At 60.3% G+C, this 13,893-nt stretch carries 14 protein-coding genes; 4 read left to right on the top strand and 10 right to left on the bottom strand.

Going from position 1 to position 13,893, the window contains the following annotated elements; translation table 11 throughout:
• Nucleotides 1–115: 115 nt before the first annotated feature.
• From Q1A07_RS10170 to Q1A07_RS10135, 8 genes are all read right to left on the bottom strand, one after another.
• A complete protein-coding gene (locus Q1A07_RS10170) occupies nt 116–2,560 on the bottom strand; it encodes an FAD-dependent oxidoreductase (protein WP_299780345.1) in 2,445 nt (814 codons plus the stop codon).
• Nucleotides 2,561–2,574: 14 nt separating this feature from the next.
• On the bottom strand, nt 2,575–3,465 hold the full coding sequence (locus Q1A07_RS10165; protein ID WP_299780343.1) for a homocysteine S-methyltransferase family protein: 891 nt from the start codon (nt 3,463–3,465) through the stop codon (nt 2,575–2,577).
• Nucleotides 3,462–5,915, bottom strand: coding sequence for an FAD-dependent oxidoreductase (locus Q1A07_RS10160; protein ID WP_299780341.1), 2,454 nt, complete (start codon nt 5,913–5,915; stop codon nt 3,462–3,464). The genes Q1A07_RS10165 and Q1A07_RS10160 overlap by 4 nt, the downstream gene beginning before the upstream one ends.
• Before the next feature lie 3 nt (nt 5,916–5,918).
• Nucleotides 5,919–6,293 carry a GFA family protein gene (locus tag Q1A07_RS10155; protein WP_299780339.1) on the bottom strand — a complete coding sequence of 125 codons (375 nt, stop codon included), beginning with the start codon at nt 6,291–6,293 and terminating at the stop codon, nt 5,919–5,921.
• A gap of 1 nt (nt 6,294) precedes the next feature.
• Nucleotides 6,295–6,915, bottom strand: a complete 621-nt coding sequence (locus Q1A07_RS10150) for a LysE family translocator (protein WP_299780337.1) — start codon at nt 6,913–6,915, stop codon at nt 6,295–6,297.
• Nucleotides 6,916–7,488, bottom strand: a complete 573-nt coding sequence (locus Q1A07_RS10145; protein WP_299780335.1) for an XRE family transcriptional regulator — start codon at nt 7,486–7,488, stop codon at nt 6,916–6,918.
• Nucleotides 7,489–7,712: 224 nt separating this feature from the next.
• Nucleotides 7,713–8,168, bottom strand: coding sequence for a GAF domain-containing protein (locus Q1A07_RS10140; protein ID WP_299780333.1), 456 nt, complete (start codon nt 8,166–8,168; stop codon nt 7,713–7,715).
• Nucleotides 8,165–9,337 (bottom strand): acetyl-CoA C-acyltransferase, encoded by a 1,173-nt coding sequence (locus Q1A07_RS10135; protein WP_299780331.1) that lies wholly within the window; start codon nt 9,335–9,337, stop codon nt 8,165–8,167. The genes Q1A07_RS10140 and Q1A07_RS10135 overlap by 4 nt, the downstream gene beginning before the upstream one ends.
• Nucleotides 9,338–9,416: 79 nt before the next feature.
• Between Q1A07_RS10135 and Q1A07_RS10130 the strand changes: the two genes are divergently transcribed.
• From Q1A07_RS10130 to Q1A07_RS10120, 3 genes are all read left to right on the top strand, one after another.
• Nucleotides 9,417–9,755, top strand: coding sequence for an STAS domain-containing protein (locus Q1A07_RS10130; protein ID WP_299780329.1), 339 nt, complete (start codon nt 9,417–9,419; stop codon nt 9,753–9,755).
• A gap of 27 nt (nt 9,756–9,782) precedes the next feature.
• Entirely contained in the window at nt 9,783–10,223 is a 441-nt protein-coding gene (locus Q1A07_RS10125; RefSeq protein WP_299780327.1) for an ATP-binding protein, read from the top strand.
• Between the two features lie 265 nt (nt 10,224–10,488).
• Nucleotides 10,489–12,063 carry a gamma-glutamyltransferase family protein gene (locus Q1A07_RS10120; protein ID WP_299780325.1) on the top strand — a complete coding sequence of 525 codons (1,575 nt, stop codon included), beginning with the start codon at nt 10,489–10,491 and terminating at the stop codon, nt 12,061–12,063.
• A 35-nt stretch (nt 12,064–12,098) separates the two neighbouring features.
• On the opposite strand, the gene hspQ is transcribed toward Q1A07_RS10120, so the two are convergent.
• Complete coding sequence (gene hspQ, locus Q1A07_RS10115) at nt 12,099–12,425, bottom strand: heat shock protein HspQ (RefSeq protein WP_195820854.1); 327 nt, start codon at nt 12,423–12,425, stop codon at nt 12,099–12,101.
• Nucleotides 12,426–12,673: 248 nt separating this feature from the next.
• On the opposite strand from hspQ, the gene Q1A07_RS10110 reads away from it, so the two are divergent.
• Nucleotides 12,674–13,261 (top strand): lytic transglycosylase, encoded by a 588-nt coding sequence (locus Q1A07_RS10110; RefSeq protein WP_299780321.1) that lies wholly within the window; start codon nt 12,674–12,676, stop codon nt 13,259–13,261.
• Between the two features lie 3 nt (nt 13,262–13,264).
• Here Q1A07_RS10110 and Q1A07_RS10105 read toward each other — a convergent pair whose 3' ends face one another.
• Nucleotides 13,265–13,870: an outer membrane lipoprotein carrier protein LolA gene (locus tag Q1A07_RS10105; RefSeq protein ID WP_299780319.1), complete on the bottom strand. Its 606-nt coding sequence runs from the start codon at nt 13,868–13,870 to the stop codon at nt 13,265–13,267.
• Nucleotides 13,871–13,893: the final 23 nt, after the last annotated feature.

Raw genomic sequence — 13,893 nt, 5'->3', positions numbered from 1 at the left:
CGCCGGATCGCAGATGCCGGCGCGATGTTCAACCCTCGCGGTGCGCGTAAAGGGGGGTGGGCTAAAGCCCACCTTACCTGCTTTCGGGTAGGGTGGGCTTCAGCCCACCGTGCGCTCAGACCTTCACCCGCTCGGATTTCGGGTCGTACATCGGCTTCAGCGATGCCTCTGCCTTCACCAGCGTGCCTGCGACGTCGATATGATACTCCGAAGCCAGCACCTCGGCCGCCGTCTCGCCGGCGCACGGCACATAGCCGAGGCCCATCGCCGCGCCGAGACTATGCCCATACGCACCGGAGGCGAGGTAGCCCACGATCTCGCCATTCCGCATGATCGGCTCGTTGTGATAGAGCAGCGGCTCCGCGTCGGTCAGTTTGAACTGCAAGAGCCGGTTCTTCAGCCCCTCTTCCTTCTTGCGCAGCACCGCGTCCCGCCCGATGAAGTCCGGCTTGTCGGTCTTCACCGCGAAACCCAGCCCCGCTTCCAGCACGTGGTCCTCGCAGGTGATGTCATGCCCGAAGTGGCGGAAACCCTTCTCGATTCGCGCCGAATCCATCATGTGCATCCCGCAAAGCTTGAGGTCGAGCGCCGCGCCCGCCTCCATCAGCGTCTCGAACACATGGCCTGCCATATCGGTGCTCATGTAGACCTCCCAACCGAGCTCACCCACGTAGGTGACCCGGTGCACCCGGGCCATCCCCATGCCCAATTCGATCTCCTGCGCGGTACCGAAAGGGTTCACCTCGTTGGAGAAGTCGTTGGGCGAGACCATCTGCAGCAGTTCCCGCGACCGGGGGCCCATCACGGCCAGCACGCCCTCGCCCGCAGTCACGTCCGTAATCACCACATTGAAGTCGCCCACATGGCGCTGCATCCATGTCTGATCGGCCAGCCGCGTCGCCGCCGGGGTCACCACGAGGAACGCGGTCTCCGAGACCCGCGTCACCGTCACATCCGCCTCGATCCCGCCGCGCTGGTTGAGGAACTGGGTGTAGACGATCTTGCCCACCGGCACGTCGTACTGCCCGCCGCCCACATGGTTCATGAAAGCCACCGCATCGCGCCCCTCGACCCGGATCTTCCCGAAAGACGACATGTCGTACATGCCGACATTGTTGCGGATCGCGGTAACCTCTTCGGCGACGTTGTCGAAGAAATTCTGCCGCTTCCACGTGTATTCATATTCCGCCGTCTGCGTCGGCTTAGCGATCCAGTTCGCGCGTTCCCAGCCCGCAAATTCGCCCATCACCGCGCCATTGTCGATGAAATGCTGATGGAACGGCGAGCGGCGGATGCCCCGCGCGGTCTCCTTCTGGCGGAACGGGAAGTGGTCGGCATAGAGCAGGCCCAGCGACTCAGTCGCGCGTTCAAAGAGGTACTTTTTGTTGCCCTGAAACGGCTGCATCCGGCTGATGTCGACGTCACCGAGATCGAAAGGCTTGTCGCCATCCTCCATCCACTGTGCCAGCGCCATGCCCGCACCGCCAGCAGACTGGATACCGATGGAATTGAAGCCTGCAGCGACCCAGAAGTTATCGAGCTCCGGCGCCAGACCCAGGTGATAGGCATCATCGGGCGTGAAGCTCTCGGGCCCGTTGAAGAAGGTGTGAATACCGGCCTCTGCCAACATCGGCAGACGTTCCACAGCAGCTTCGAGGATCGGCTCAAAGTGGTCGAAATCCTCCGGCAGCTGGTCGAATTCAAAATCCGCCGGGATGCCGTCCATGCCCCAGGGCTTGGCGTTGGGCTCAAACGCACCCAGCAGCATCTTGCCCGCATCTTCCTTGTAATACGCGCATTCATCCGGCACCCGCAGCACCGGCAATTGGGTCAACCCCGCAATGGCCTCGGTCACGATGTAGAAGTGCTCACAGGCGTGCAGCGGCACATTCACGCCCGCCATGCGGCCCACCTCATGCGCCCACATGCCGCCGCAGTTCACCACCATATCGGCCGTGATATGGCCGCTCTCGCCACCCTGCTCCCAGTCGACACCGGTGACCCGCTTGCCCTCGCGCACAATACGGGTGGCCTTGGTGCGCTCCAGCACCTGCGCGCCGCGTTGCCGCGCGCCCTTGGCCAACGCCAGCGCGATGTTCGCGGGGTCCCCTTGCCCGTCCTTGTCGAGATAGACCGCCCCGGTCACCCCCTTGATGTTGAGATGCTCGTAGCGTTCCTTAACCTCGGAGGGCGAGATTTCCTCGACCTCCACGCCGAACGCGCGCGCCATCGCCGCCTGCCGCAAGATCTCCTCGCGGCGCTCTTCGGTCAGCGACACGGTGATCGACCCACAACGTTTGAACCCGGTGGCGACGCCGGTTTCCTCTTCGAGATTGCCGTACAACTCCTGGGAGTACTTCGCCAGCTTGGTCATATTCGCGGTCGCGCGCAGCTGTGCGATGAGGCCCGCCGCGTGCCACGTCGTACCGGACGTCAGCTGCTTGCGCTCCAGCAGGACCACATCGGTCCACCCCAGTTTGGTCAGGTGATAGGCGACGGAGCAGCCGATGACGCCCCCCCCGATGATGACAACGCGCGCGTGAGACGGTGGCAGAGCCATGAGCAGTGTTTCCTTTAAACGATGGTGTGACCGACGGCCCGCAGCCGCCGTGCGATTTCAGCGATATGCGCGGGGCTGACTTCACAGCACCCGCCGACAATGGTGGCCCCGAGGCCCACCCATTGCATGACGTATCCGGCGTAAGCGCGGGGGCCCATATCCCTACGCGCTTTCAGCGCGTCGACGGTGGGTTTGGCCTTGAGGAAATCCTCAGTGATCATCTCAAAGGCATTGGCATAGCCGCCGAAGGGCTTTCCCAGCTCCGCAATGATCGGCATGGCCTGGGTGACCGCTTCGGGGGCTGAACAGTTGATCAGCACCGCGTCGGCCTCTGCCGCAACCGCCCTCGCGTCCTCAAGCGGCTCGCCCGAGCGCAGGCGTGTCCCGTCGGTATCGGACACGGTGAGCGACAGCCAGACCGGCAGATCGGTCTGCCGCGCGCCTGCCAGCGCGTCGCGCGCATGATCGACAGAGGCCACAGTCTCAAGGATCAGAAAATCGACATCTGCGGCCAGCGCGCGCGCCACCTCGGCAAAGAGCGGCACAGAGATGTCCGACGCGGGATGCAGGTCGGGCTGGTAACTTGCACCAAGCGGGCCGATCCCTCCCGCGATGCGGCCCGCTCCGTGTGCCGCGCGGGCGGCTTTGGCCTCTGCAAGTGCTGTTGCATGCAGGGCCTCGAAACGCCCCGCAAGGGGTGTGTCTTCCAGACGGTCGCGATGGATCGCGTAAGTATTCGTCGTCGCAATCGTGGCCCCTGCGGCAAAGAAATCCGCATGCACCCCCTGCACCATGCCGGGATGCTCCGCCATCACCTGCGTCGACCACAAAGGCGTGGGCCGATCCCCTGCGCGGTGGATCAGCTCCTGCCCCATGCCTCCGTCCAGAAGCGTGATCTGTGTCACGCACGGATCCTTTCGTTCTCGGGATCCCAGAGCGGTTGATCCGGCTGCACGACAGCCTTGTAGCGTTGGCCGTAGATTTCCACCTCCACTTCGCTGCCCGGGTCCGTCAGGTCCTTGCGCAGCATGCCCAGGGCCACGGACTTGTTGATCCGGTAGCCCCAGTCGCCACTTGTGGTTTCGCCCACAACTTCATCTCCGACAAAGAGCGGCGACATGTAAGGCGCGTCCTGATCGCCTGCATCGACCACCAGCGTGACGAACTGCTTCTTGCTGCCCTGCTGCTTTTCATTGAGCAGCGCGGCCTTGCCAATGAAATCCTGCGGCTTGTCAAAGCGGATGAAGCGTTCCATGCCACCTTCGAGCAGCGAATAATCCGTCGACAGATCGCCTTTCCAGCTGCGATAGCCCTTCTCGATCCGCATGGAGTTGAGCGCGAACATCCCAAACGGCGCGGCGCCTGCGTCGCGGATCGCGGTGTAGACGGCGGCGCTGTCTTCAAAGGAGGTATGCACCTCCCAGCCCAATTCCCCCGCGAAGGAAATCCGGAAGAGCTTGACCGGTTTGCCTGCAACCGTCGCCTCCTGAATGGTCAGCCAGCCGGTGGAGAGGTCCGCGTCGTCCGTCAGACCGGCAAGCATGTCGCGCGAGGCAGGCCCGGTCAGCAGATGCGCGGACCACTCTTTGGTGATGTCTGTCAGAGTCAGCGAGCCATCGGCGGGCAGGCGGCCTTGCAGAAACTCAAAGTCGTGCCATTGCGCCACAGCCGCCGTCATCAGCCAGAAGTCATCCTCGCCCCAGCGGACGATGGTGACTTCGGTCACGATCTTACCACGGCTGTCAGTGAAGTAGCCAAGGTTCATCCGCCCCGCTTTGGGCAGCGCACCGGCAATCTGACCACGCAGCCATTCGGCTGCACCCTCACCGCTGAGCGTGTAGCGCGAGAAGCCCGGCATATCGAGCACGCCTGCGCCGTTGCACACAGCCTCTACCTCTTCCTTGACGCGTACCGCCCAGGGGCCGTTGCGATCCCATGTCTCGGTCGCTGCCTCGGAGGTGTCGTCACCATCTTTCGCGAACCAATTCGCCCGCTCCCACCCGTTATAGGCACCCATCTGGCCGCCGTCTGCCAGCAGGCGTGCGTGGTTCGGTGACAGCTTCTTGTCGCGCCCGGCAGGCCATTCGTGATGCGGGAAATGCATCGCGTATTCGTGGCCATAAGTTTCCAGCGCCTTGGACAGGCAATAGTCGTGATCCGCATAATCGGTGTAGCGGCGCGGATCGACGGCCCACATGTCCAGCTCGGTCTCGCCGTGCATGATCCACTCGGACAGGCACTTACCGGCACCCCCACCCTGCGCGATCCCAAAGGTGAAGGAATGCGCCTCAAAGGCATTCTTCACCCCCGGCATCGGGCCGATCATCGGCAATCCGTCGGGGGCATAGGGGATCGGGCCGTTGATGTTCCGGCCAACGCCCGCCGTCCCCAGCGCAGGCACCCGCTCCATCGCGTCCTCGATGTAGAACTCCAGCCGCTCCAGATCATCCGGATAGAGCTGGAAGGAGAAATCCTCCGGCATCGGATCGTCGGGCGTCACCCAATGCGCCTTGCAGTTCCGCTCGTATGGCCCGAGGTTCAGACCGTTCTTGTCCTGGCGCAGATAATACGAAATATCCACGTCACGGATCATCGGCATCTTGTGGCCCTTCTCCTTGGTCCACTCGGCCAATTCGGGAATCTCATCGGTCAGGAAATACTGGTGGCTCATCACGACCATCGGCACCGTGCGCCCGCCGAAGGGCTTGAACATCTCGCCCACGCGCTGCGCGTAGTAGCCTGCGCAGTTGGCCACATATTCACAGCGAATGTCGCCCTTCTCGGTCTTCACGATCCACTCGTCGCCATCGCGCTCGATGCTCGTGACCGGGCAGAAGCGTTCAATCCGCCCACCTGCATCCCGCGCGCCCTTGGCCAGCGCCTGCGTCAGCTGTGCGGGGTCAATGTCGCCATCCAGTGGATCCCAAAGGCCGCCTGCCAGATCATGCGTCTCCATGAACGGGTTGTGTTCTTTCAATTCCTCGGGTGTGCAGATGTCCATCTCAAGACCCTGATAACGGGCTTGCGAGGCGACTCTCTCGAACTCCATCATCCGGTCCTTGGAATGCGCCAGCCGCAGCGCGCCTGTGACGTGGTAGTTCATCGGGTAGTCGACGTCCTTCGCCAGCGTCCGGTACATCGACAGCGAATAGCGCTGCATGTTCATGACCGCCCAGGAGCCCGCGAAGTTCGGGCAGTTGCCCGCCGCGTGCCAGGTCGAACCAGCCGTCAGTTCGTTTTTCTCCAACAGCACACAATCGGTCCAGCCCGCCTTGGCGAGGTGATAGAGCGTCGAGGCGCCGACAACACCGCCGCCGATGATGATCACGCGAGCCGTTGTTGGAAAATCTGCCATGGTTTAGGTCTCCCTTTGCGGCTCATCAGCCGAAATTGTGTAATAATCGCCTTTTGTGGCGGTATGGATGTGGCCGCGCAGGCGCAGCCCCGTCGGCCCGTCAATCGAGCCGGTGGAAAAACAGATGAACGGATCATCTTCGTGGTCCCAGAACAGCGCCGACCCACAGGTTGGGCAGAAGCCGCGCTTGGCCTTCGGGGACGACTGGAACCAACGCACCGGGCCGGAAATCTCCAACGCCCCGTCCTCGACATAAGACGACGCCCAGACATGCCCCGACTGCTTGCGGCATTGCATGCAGTGACAGGCCGCAGGTGCGCCCGGCTCCCCCTTGGCCGTATAAGTGACCGCGCCACACAAACAGCTTCCAGAGATCATCTCACGCCCTCCCCGGTGTGGTGGATGTGCCCAAAAGGACACCGTAAATCACGAAACAGGCCGCCAGCACGCGGCGCACCCAGATGTTGAACACCGCCCCCAAAGCGGCACGTCCCAGCCCGGCCCCCAGCAGCGTAAACCCGCTGTAGCTGAGCGCCGTGATGGTCAGCGCCGTGGGCACGATCACCGCCATCTGCTCCCAGATCGGCACATCCGGCTGCACAAATTGCGAAAAAGCTGCGAGGTAACCGGCCACGCTCTTTGGGTTGATCGTCGCCACCGCCAGCGCGTGCAGATAGACCGATTTTGCCGGGCGGTCGCCAACCACCACGGGGCGCTTGGCCAGGATCCAGCCGCGCACACCCAGATAAATCAGGAACCCCGCCCCCACCAGCTTGGCAATGAAGAACCCGGTAGGCGAGGCGGCGATCAGCGCCGTGATCCCCAGTGCAGAGAGCAGCAGAAACAGGCTCGCCTGCGTCAGGATCGCCAGCACGCCAACCATGGCGCGGGGGAAGCTCAGATGCATCCCATTGGTGATGCAATTCACCGCATTCGGCCCCGGCGTGGTCACGAAGACCACCCAGAACAGCGCGAATATGGTCCAGGCCTCGAAGCTCATTCAATACACCGGGGGGGCAATGACCCAGATGGCCACGGCAGGTTTGTCATAGGGGTTGGCCCAGCGGAACGCCTCGCCGCGAATGCGAAAGCTGTCACCGGGGGTGATCGTGTGGGTGGTGCCACCGATCTCCAGATCGAGCCGTCCTGACACGAGATATCCCACCTCCTGCGTGGGCCTTGTCACGGTGTCGGTGATGCGGCTCTGCGGTTCGAAGGTCGAGTGCACCATCTCGAAATCATCTGTCAGATCGGGGGAGAGCAGTTCTTCAACCAACCCGGCCACCGTGTTGCCAATCTTGCGGCGTGCCGTTTTGCGCACCACATAGCCCGCCTCATGGGCGGGCGCTGCCGCATGCCGAAAGAGGATTGAGACCGAAACCTCCAGTGCCTCCGCGATATGGCGCAGATCGGTGATCGAGGGTTCCGACATGTCCCGCTCGACCTGACTCAGCCAGCCCACCGAGCGACCCAACCTCTCCGCCAGATCGCTGAGAGTCAGCCCGCGTGATTTGCGCAAGGCCCGCAGGTCAGCCCCCAGCGTATCGGAATGAGTCGGAAGATCGTGGCGCATCGGTCTCGTGAAAAAATCGGCGTTTTGTTCACGTTAACGATTCTAGTGAAAAAATCCAGAACTTTTTCACGGTCGGCAACAGTATACAGTCAGGCCGGATGGGCTCTGCCACGTAGGAAAGTGTCAGCACCCATCCATGAGGCGATATCAGCAAGGAAAGACCGTGCCGCCGCTATGTCCAGACGCAAGACAGAAACAGCCAGAATGGTTTTTTATCAAGCTTGTCAGATATGCACGAACACCGATTTCAGTATGTCAGCCAGGGCAATAGCGTCGCGTCTGTTGAAAGCATCCGGCTGATCACTGTCGATATCGAAAACCGCAATGATCTCGTCTGCCTCATTGCGCACCGGCAGTACCAATTCGGACCGTGTGGAACTCGCGCAGGCGATATGCCCCTCGAAAGCCTCGACATCCGGCACCAGCTGCACCTCGCCAGTCCGCGCCGCCGCGCCGCAAACGCCACGCGAAAAAGGAATGACAAGACACCCGTGCCCACCCTGATAGGGACCGATTTTCAACAGCTCGGGTTCGGTGACCCGGTAAAACCCGGTCCAATCAAAGCGATCATCCGAGTGGTGCACCTCGCATGTCACGGTCGCCATGAGCGCTACCGCGTCGGTTTCGCCCTCCGTCAGCGCAGCGATGGACTTTTTCAACGCATTGTAATCAACCGTCATACGCGTTCAATGGCGATAGCAGTGCCCTCGCCGCCACCGATGCAAATCGCGGCCACGCCCCGTTTGACGTCCCGTTTCTCCATCGCATTCAACAGCGTCACCATGATGCGCGCACCGGAGGCGCCAATCGGATGACCCAGCGCGCAGGCCCCGCCGTTCACATTGACGATCTCATGATCGAGCCCCATCTCGCGCATGAAGGCCAGTGGTACCACGGCAAAGGCTTCATTCACCTCCCACAGATCGACACTGCCTTTGTCCCAGCCAATCCGGTCGAGCAGCTTTTGCGCAGCGGGCACCGGCGCCGTGGTGAAGAGCCCGGGGGCCTGAGCGTGACTGGCATGGCCCACAATACGCGCACGAACTTTCAGCCCCTGCGCTTCGGCAGCATCCACCCCCGCCAGAACGAGCGCCGCCGCCCCGTCGGAAATGGAGGACGAGTTTGCGGCCGTCACTGTCCCCCCGTCGCGGAAGGCCGGTTTCAACTGCGGGATCTTTTCGGGGCGTGCGTTGCCGGGTTGTTCATCCGCCGAAACCGTCACCGCCCCTTTGCGCGACGGCACGCTGACCGCGGCAATTTCACCGTCGAAAGCGCCGGTCTTCTGCGCCTCAAGCGCACGTGACAGCGACGCCAGCGCATAGCTGTCCTGCACCTCGCGTGTGAACTGGTACGTTTCGGCGCAATCCTCTGCAAAGGTGCCCATCAGGCGGCCCTTGTCATAGGCATCCTCCAACCCATCGAGGAACATGTGATCGATAACCTGAGCATGGCCCAAACGCGCCCCACCCCGCATTTTTGGCAGCATATACGGGGCTTTGGTCATGCTCTCCATGCCGCCCGCGACCATCACATCCGTATGTCCGAGGGCTATCTGGTCAAAGGCAATCATCGCAGCTTTCATGCCGGATCCACACATCTTGTTGAGGGTAGTGGCGGGCACATCTTCGCCTAATCCGGCCTTGAACCCCGCCTGTCGCGCAGGCGCCTGACCTTGTCCTGCGGGCAAAACGCAGCCCATCAGCACTTCCTGTATTTGTGCGGGGCCTGAATCCGTCATCGCTGCCCTGATTGCCACCCCCCCAAGATCAGAAGCGTCCAGGTTGGAAAAATCACCCTGAAATCCGCCCATCGGCGTCCGGGCCGCCCCGGCAATCACGACGTCGCGCATGATCTCGTCCTTTCGATGCCTAAGAATTTCGTAAGATTTGCCAAGTACTGAACAATCAAACGAGTAGTGAGGCTATATAATGCAACTCTCCACGAAAACAGAAGAGCAGTTGCGCATCGTATCGGTAAAGGAAGACCGTATCGATGCTGCGGTTGCCCTGGAATTCAAGGATGCGATGCGTGTTGAGACCGAAAACGGGCCAGACACGGTTGTGCTCGATCTAAGCCAGGTTCAGTTCATCGACTCCAGCGGGCTTGGGGCGATTGTTGCCGCCATGAAAAGCCTTGGGGCAGAACGCAAGATGGCCCTCGCAGGTCTCACGCCAACGGTGGAACGCGTGTTCCAATTGACACGAATGGACACTGTTTTCAGCGTCTTCTCGACGTTGGATGGCGCGTTGGCCGAGTTGCAACACTGAGCAAAACACCAGGAAAAGATCGAACAAATGGCAAATCTGCCCCCTTTCGAGATATCGGTGAAAAGCAGCGACATGGCTGTGCGCAAAGCCTTGGGGCAATTTCTGCACGCGCTGCAACCACTTGAGCTCAGCGTGGAAGAGGCAGGCACGGTCGAACTGGTTCTGGCCGAGACCCTGAACAATATCGTGGAACACGCCTATCCAGATCCTGCCACGGCGGGATATTTCACCATTGCTTGTGCGCATCAAAAAGACGGGTTGCACCTGCAAGTAACTGACCAAGGCCTCGCAATGCCAGATGGTACCACACCAATGGGTCAACGTGTTTCTGTCGATGTGGAGCCTGGTGATCTCCCCGAGGGTGGCTTCGGCTGGTTCCTGATACAAGATCTGGCAAAAGACGTTTCTTACCAACGTGTTGGATCGGAAAATCAGCTCACCATGCGCTTGGCTGTTGCCGTACAATAACCTTCGCCATCGTAGACGCGCCGTCTCCAAGACATATTTCGTCCTCATTCTTCCCCCAAAGCGCCCTGTTGCAATCATATTGCCGCCTTGTTCACTACGCATATTGAGGGTGTAGCTGCATATAGCTTCCCTCGGCGCTGCGCGTAATAGCCCCCACCCAGTGCGCGGCGTCGAGGACCTTACCCCCAAAATCGTGAGACGCGCAGCCATGGACTTTGGCGCATCACGCGGTACTTTGCACAAAAATTGTTCAAAGAGGCTGTAAATGCGCGATTTTCATTTTCCGGGACGCTCGCCCGTTCTTGCAACCAACGGCATGTGCGCCACGTCGCACCCGCTGGGCGCCAAAACCGCCATCGACATTCTGGAGCGTGGCGGCAATGCGATGGACGCGGCCATTGCCGGTGCCTTGGTGTTGGGCATTTGCGAGCCGCAGATGACCGGGATCGGCGGGGATTGCTTTGTGCTCTGGCAGCAGGGCGACGCTGATGTTCAGGCGCTGAATGGGTCCGGCCGCGCGCCGGCGGCCCTGGACGCCGCTGATTTGCGCAGCACGGGCGAAACAACCGTCCCGATCCAGAGTGCTCATTCCGTGACGATTCCCGGGGCCATCGACGCCTTTTGTCACCTGTCTGAAACCGTCGGCAAACTCGGGTTGGACACGCTGCTGGCACCGGCCATCTCTGCTGCTGAAAACGGCGTGCCTGTCGCTCCCCGTGCTGCATTCGACTGGGAACGCGATGCTTCCGTTTTGCAAGGCAAGGCGCGGGACTACTACCTGGTTGACGGACAGGTCCCCCAAGTGGGCCAGTTGTTTCGTGCGCCCGGTCAGGCGGATGCCCTGCGACGCATCGCCAAACAGGGGCGTGACGCTTTCTATACCGGTGAAGTCGCCGAGGATATGATCAACACGCTAACTGCGCTTGGGGGGCGTCATACGGTCGAAGATTTTGCAAACGCGGCCTGCACCCACACGACCCCCATTTCAGGGGGCTACAAAGACATCGAGGTAGTAGAACACCCACCCAACGGCCATGGTGCAACGGCGTTGTTGATGCTGAACATCCTCGCCCAATTCGACATCGCGGACATGGATCCGTTTGGCGCAATGCGTACGCATCTCGAAGCGGAAGCGGCCAAACTGGCCTACGACGCCCGCAACCGTTTTCTGGCCGATGCGGATTACACCACCCGACTGGACCACATGCTGAGCATGGAAACCGCCAGGGCGCTTGCTGCCCTGATTGATCCAACCAAGGCCATGACCGATGCCACGCAGATTTCTGAGAACACGCATAAGGACACGATCTACATCACAACCGTCGACCGTGACGGTATGTCGGTTTCGCTGATCTATTCGATCTTTAACGGTTTCGGTTCTGGCATCGCCTCGAATAAATTCGGGATCCTGCTGCAGAACCGCGGCTCTGGCTTCACATTGGAAGCAGGCCACCCGAATGAGCTCAAGGGCGGCAAACGACCGATGCACACAATTATCCCTGGCATGCTGCGCAAAAACGGAAAGATCATCATGCCCTTCGGCGTCATGGGCGGTGCCTACCAGCCGAACGGTCACGCACGGTTCGCCTCGAACCTGGTGGATTTCGGCATGGACCCGCAAACCGCAATCGACGCGCCGCGGGCCTTCTCCGACCGGGGCGACATGAAGGTTGAAAAGGGCTACACCGACGCGGTCCGTCAGGAGCTCTCAGACATGGGGCACAATGTCAGCATCCCGGAGACCCCCATCGGGGGCGCCCAGGCGATTCTGATCCGCGATGATGGCGTGCTCGAAGGCGCAAGCGACCCACGCAAAGACGGATGCGCATTGGGGTATTGATCAGCAGGTAGGGTGGGCTTTCAGGCCACCTAACCTCAGTTCAGCTGGAAATGCAGCGGGTATGTCCCGTTTTGAAACGGTCCGAAAAGATCGGGGATATCCGGGTGATCCACAGGTTCCCCGGAATAATCTGCGATCAGGTTCTGTTCCGAAACATAGGCGACGTAATAGCTCTGCTCGTTCTCCGCAAGCAGGTGGTAATACGGCTGTTCCTTGACCGGACGACTGTCTTCGGGGATCGCCTCGTACCATTCCTCCGTATTGGAAAATTCCGGATCGACATCGAAAATCACACCACGAAAGGGGTGTTTTTTATGTCGGACCACTTGTCCGAGATGGTATTTGGCACGCGTTCTTAACATTACAAACAAGCCCCTTACCGATTGAAGTTAAACGCTTCAAGGGGGATTTGTCCAATCACAGCCTCGGATTTTTGCGAAACAGTTTGTGAACATCTTACCGACAGTAGCGCAATTGCGGCGGCAGACCGCCACATCTCTGCTAAGCGATTAAAAATGCGCAAAATATCACATCTACGGTAGAAAACAGGATTTCCTAAATCGTGCTTTTCGGCTAAACTGATAAAAAACATAAAAGAAGCGAGAGGCAGATGAGCAGAACTCTTCGCGCTATGGCATTGGTTGTTTTGGTGGCCTCTTGTGGGGGTGGCCAGGGCACGGCACCGCGGCATTTGGATGACGCGTGCAGAATCGCCAGTGAGCGCCCGGAATACATCAAGGCGTTCCGCAAGACGGAGCAAAAATGGGGCGTGCCAGTGCACGTTCAGATGGCGACCATCCATCAGGAGAGCAAATTCATCTCCAATGCGCGCACGCCACACCGATACGCGCTCGGCGTGATACCGATGGGACGTCAGTCAAGCGCTTATGGCTATGCGCAAGCGCTGGACGGCACTTGGGAAGACTACAAGAAGGCCACGGGCAAACGCTTTGCGCGGCGCGACCGGATCAGGGACGCATCGGACTTCATGGGGTGGTACATGGTCACCAGTCGCTCCAAGAACGGGATCCCCCTGACGGACACGCGCAACCAATATCTGGCCTATCACGAGGGCCACACCGGGTATGCGCGCGGCAGCTACAATCGCAAATCCTGGCTGTTGAACGTGGCGAACAAGGTGGATGCGCGGGCAGATGTCTACCAGGCACAGCTTGCGACCTGCAACCTCCGGCGCTGACGACTACCGATCCCGGTTTTGCAAAGCGATGCCGGGATCGAACAACCTGTTCTGAAGCCGCACCCCGGTTTCGAATTCCCCCAGAATGACTGTTGTCCGACCGCCGTTCGCGTCGTTGATCACCCATTGTCGAAGCTGCACAGGGGTGTCGGTAAAGCTCATCTCGATGGTGCCGTATTCCGTGTTCTTCGGATCCTGCGCGGTGACAATTGTCGCGGTACCATCAAAGTCATGGCCCGTCACCATACGTGCCTGACCAAGATTGACCTGTCGCGCAAGGATCAGGGACAACGGCGTCCGGCTGAGCGGGTAGGTTTCAGGGGGCTGATTGGATTTGTTGTCGATGATCACAACTGCATTGGCGCTGGCCAGAACCAGAGCCTGTTCCGGTGGATCATACTCGAACCGCATCTTGCCCGGGCGACTGATGTACAGGGTACCCGAGCTGATCGATCCATCGTCATTGATCTGCGTGAACGCCCCCTGCGCGGTTTTCAGCCCATTCAAGTAATTTGAAATCTGGTTCAGCGAGAGTTTGTCCGCAGCGGCGGGCAGGGCCGCAATACCGCTGAGGCAAATTGCCAAGAGGGCCGGGAACAAGCGTTTCATCATGGGCTCCTTGCACATTCTAA

The sequence above is a fragment of the uncultured Roseobacter sp. genome, assembly GCF_947492555.1.
Lineage (GTDB): Bacteria > Pseudomonadota > Alphaproteobacteria > Rhodobacterales > Rhodobacteraceae > Roseobacter.
The sequence above is the reverse complement of the archived record's forward strand: the minus strand, read 5'-3'. Positions and strand labels throughout refer to the sequence as shown.

Bases quoted from the DNA above. Each gene is read 5' to 3' on its own strand.
- Q1A07_RS10120 (WP_299780325.1), top strand. From the start codon at position 10,489: ATGCGCGATTTTCATTTTCCGGGACGCTCGCCCGTTCTTGCAACCAAC.
- Q1A07_RS10150 (WP_299780337.1), bottom strand. From the start codon at position 6,915: ATGAGCTTCGAGGCCTGGACCATATTCGCGCTGTTCTGGGTGGTCTTC.
- Q1A07_RS10130 (WP_299780329.1), top strand. From the start codon at position 9,417: ATGCAACTCTCCACGAAAACAGAAGAGCAGTTGCGCATCGTATCGGTA.
- Q1A07_RS10140 (WP_299780333.1), bottom strand. From the start codon at position 8,168: ATGACGGTTGATTACAATGCGTTGAAAAAGTCCATCGCTGCGCTGACG.
- Q1A07_RS10125 (WP_299780327.1), top strand. From the start codon at position 9,783: ATGGCAAATCTGCCCCCTTTCGAGATATCGGTGAAAAGCAGCGACATG.
- Q1A07_RS10110 (WP_299780321.1), top strand. From the start codon at position 12,674: ATGAGCAGAACTCTTCGCGCTATGGCATTGGTTGTTTTGGTGGCCTCT.
- Q1A07_RS10135 (WP_299780331.1), bottom strand. From the start codon at position 9,337: ATGCGCGACGTCGTGATTGCCGGGGCGGCCCGGACGCCGATGGGCGGA.
- Q1A07_RS10145 (WP_299780335.1), bottom strand. From the start codon at position 7,488: ATGCGCCACGATCTTCCGACTCATTCCGATACGCTGGGGGCTGACCTG.
- hspQ (WP_195820854.1), bottom strand. From the start codon at position 12,425: ATGTTAAGAACGCGTGCCAAATACCATCTCGGACAAGTGGTCCGACAT.
- Q1A07_RS10170 (WP_299780345.1), bottom strand. From the start codon at position 2,560: ATGGCTCTGCCACCGTCTCACGCGCGCGTTGTCATCATCGGGGGGGGC.
- Q1A07_RS10105 (WP_299780319.1), bottom strand. From the start codon at position 13,870: ATGAAACGCTTGTTCCCGGCCCTCTTGGCAATTTGCCTCAGCGGTATT.
- Q1A07_RS10160 (WP_299780341.1), bottom strand. From the start codon at position 5,915: ATGGCAGATTTTCCAACAACGGCTCGCGTGATCATCATCGGCGGCGGT.
- Q1A07_RS10155 (WP_299780339.1), bottom strand. From the start codon at position 6,293: ATGATCTCTGGAAGCTGTTTGTGTGGCGCGGTCACTTATACGGCCAAG.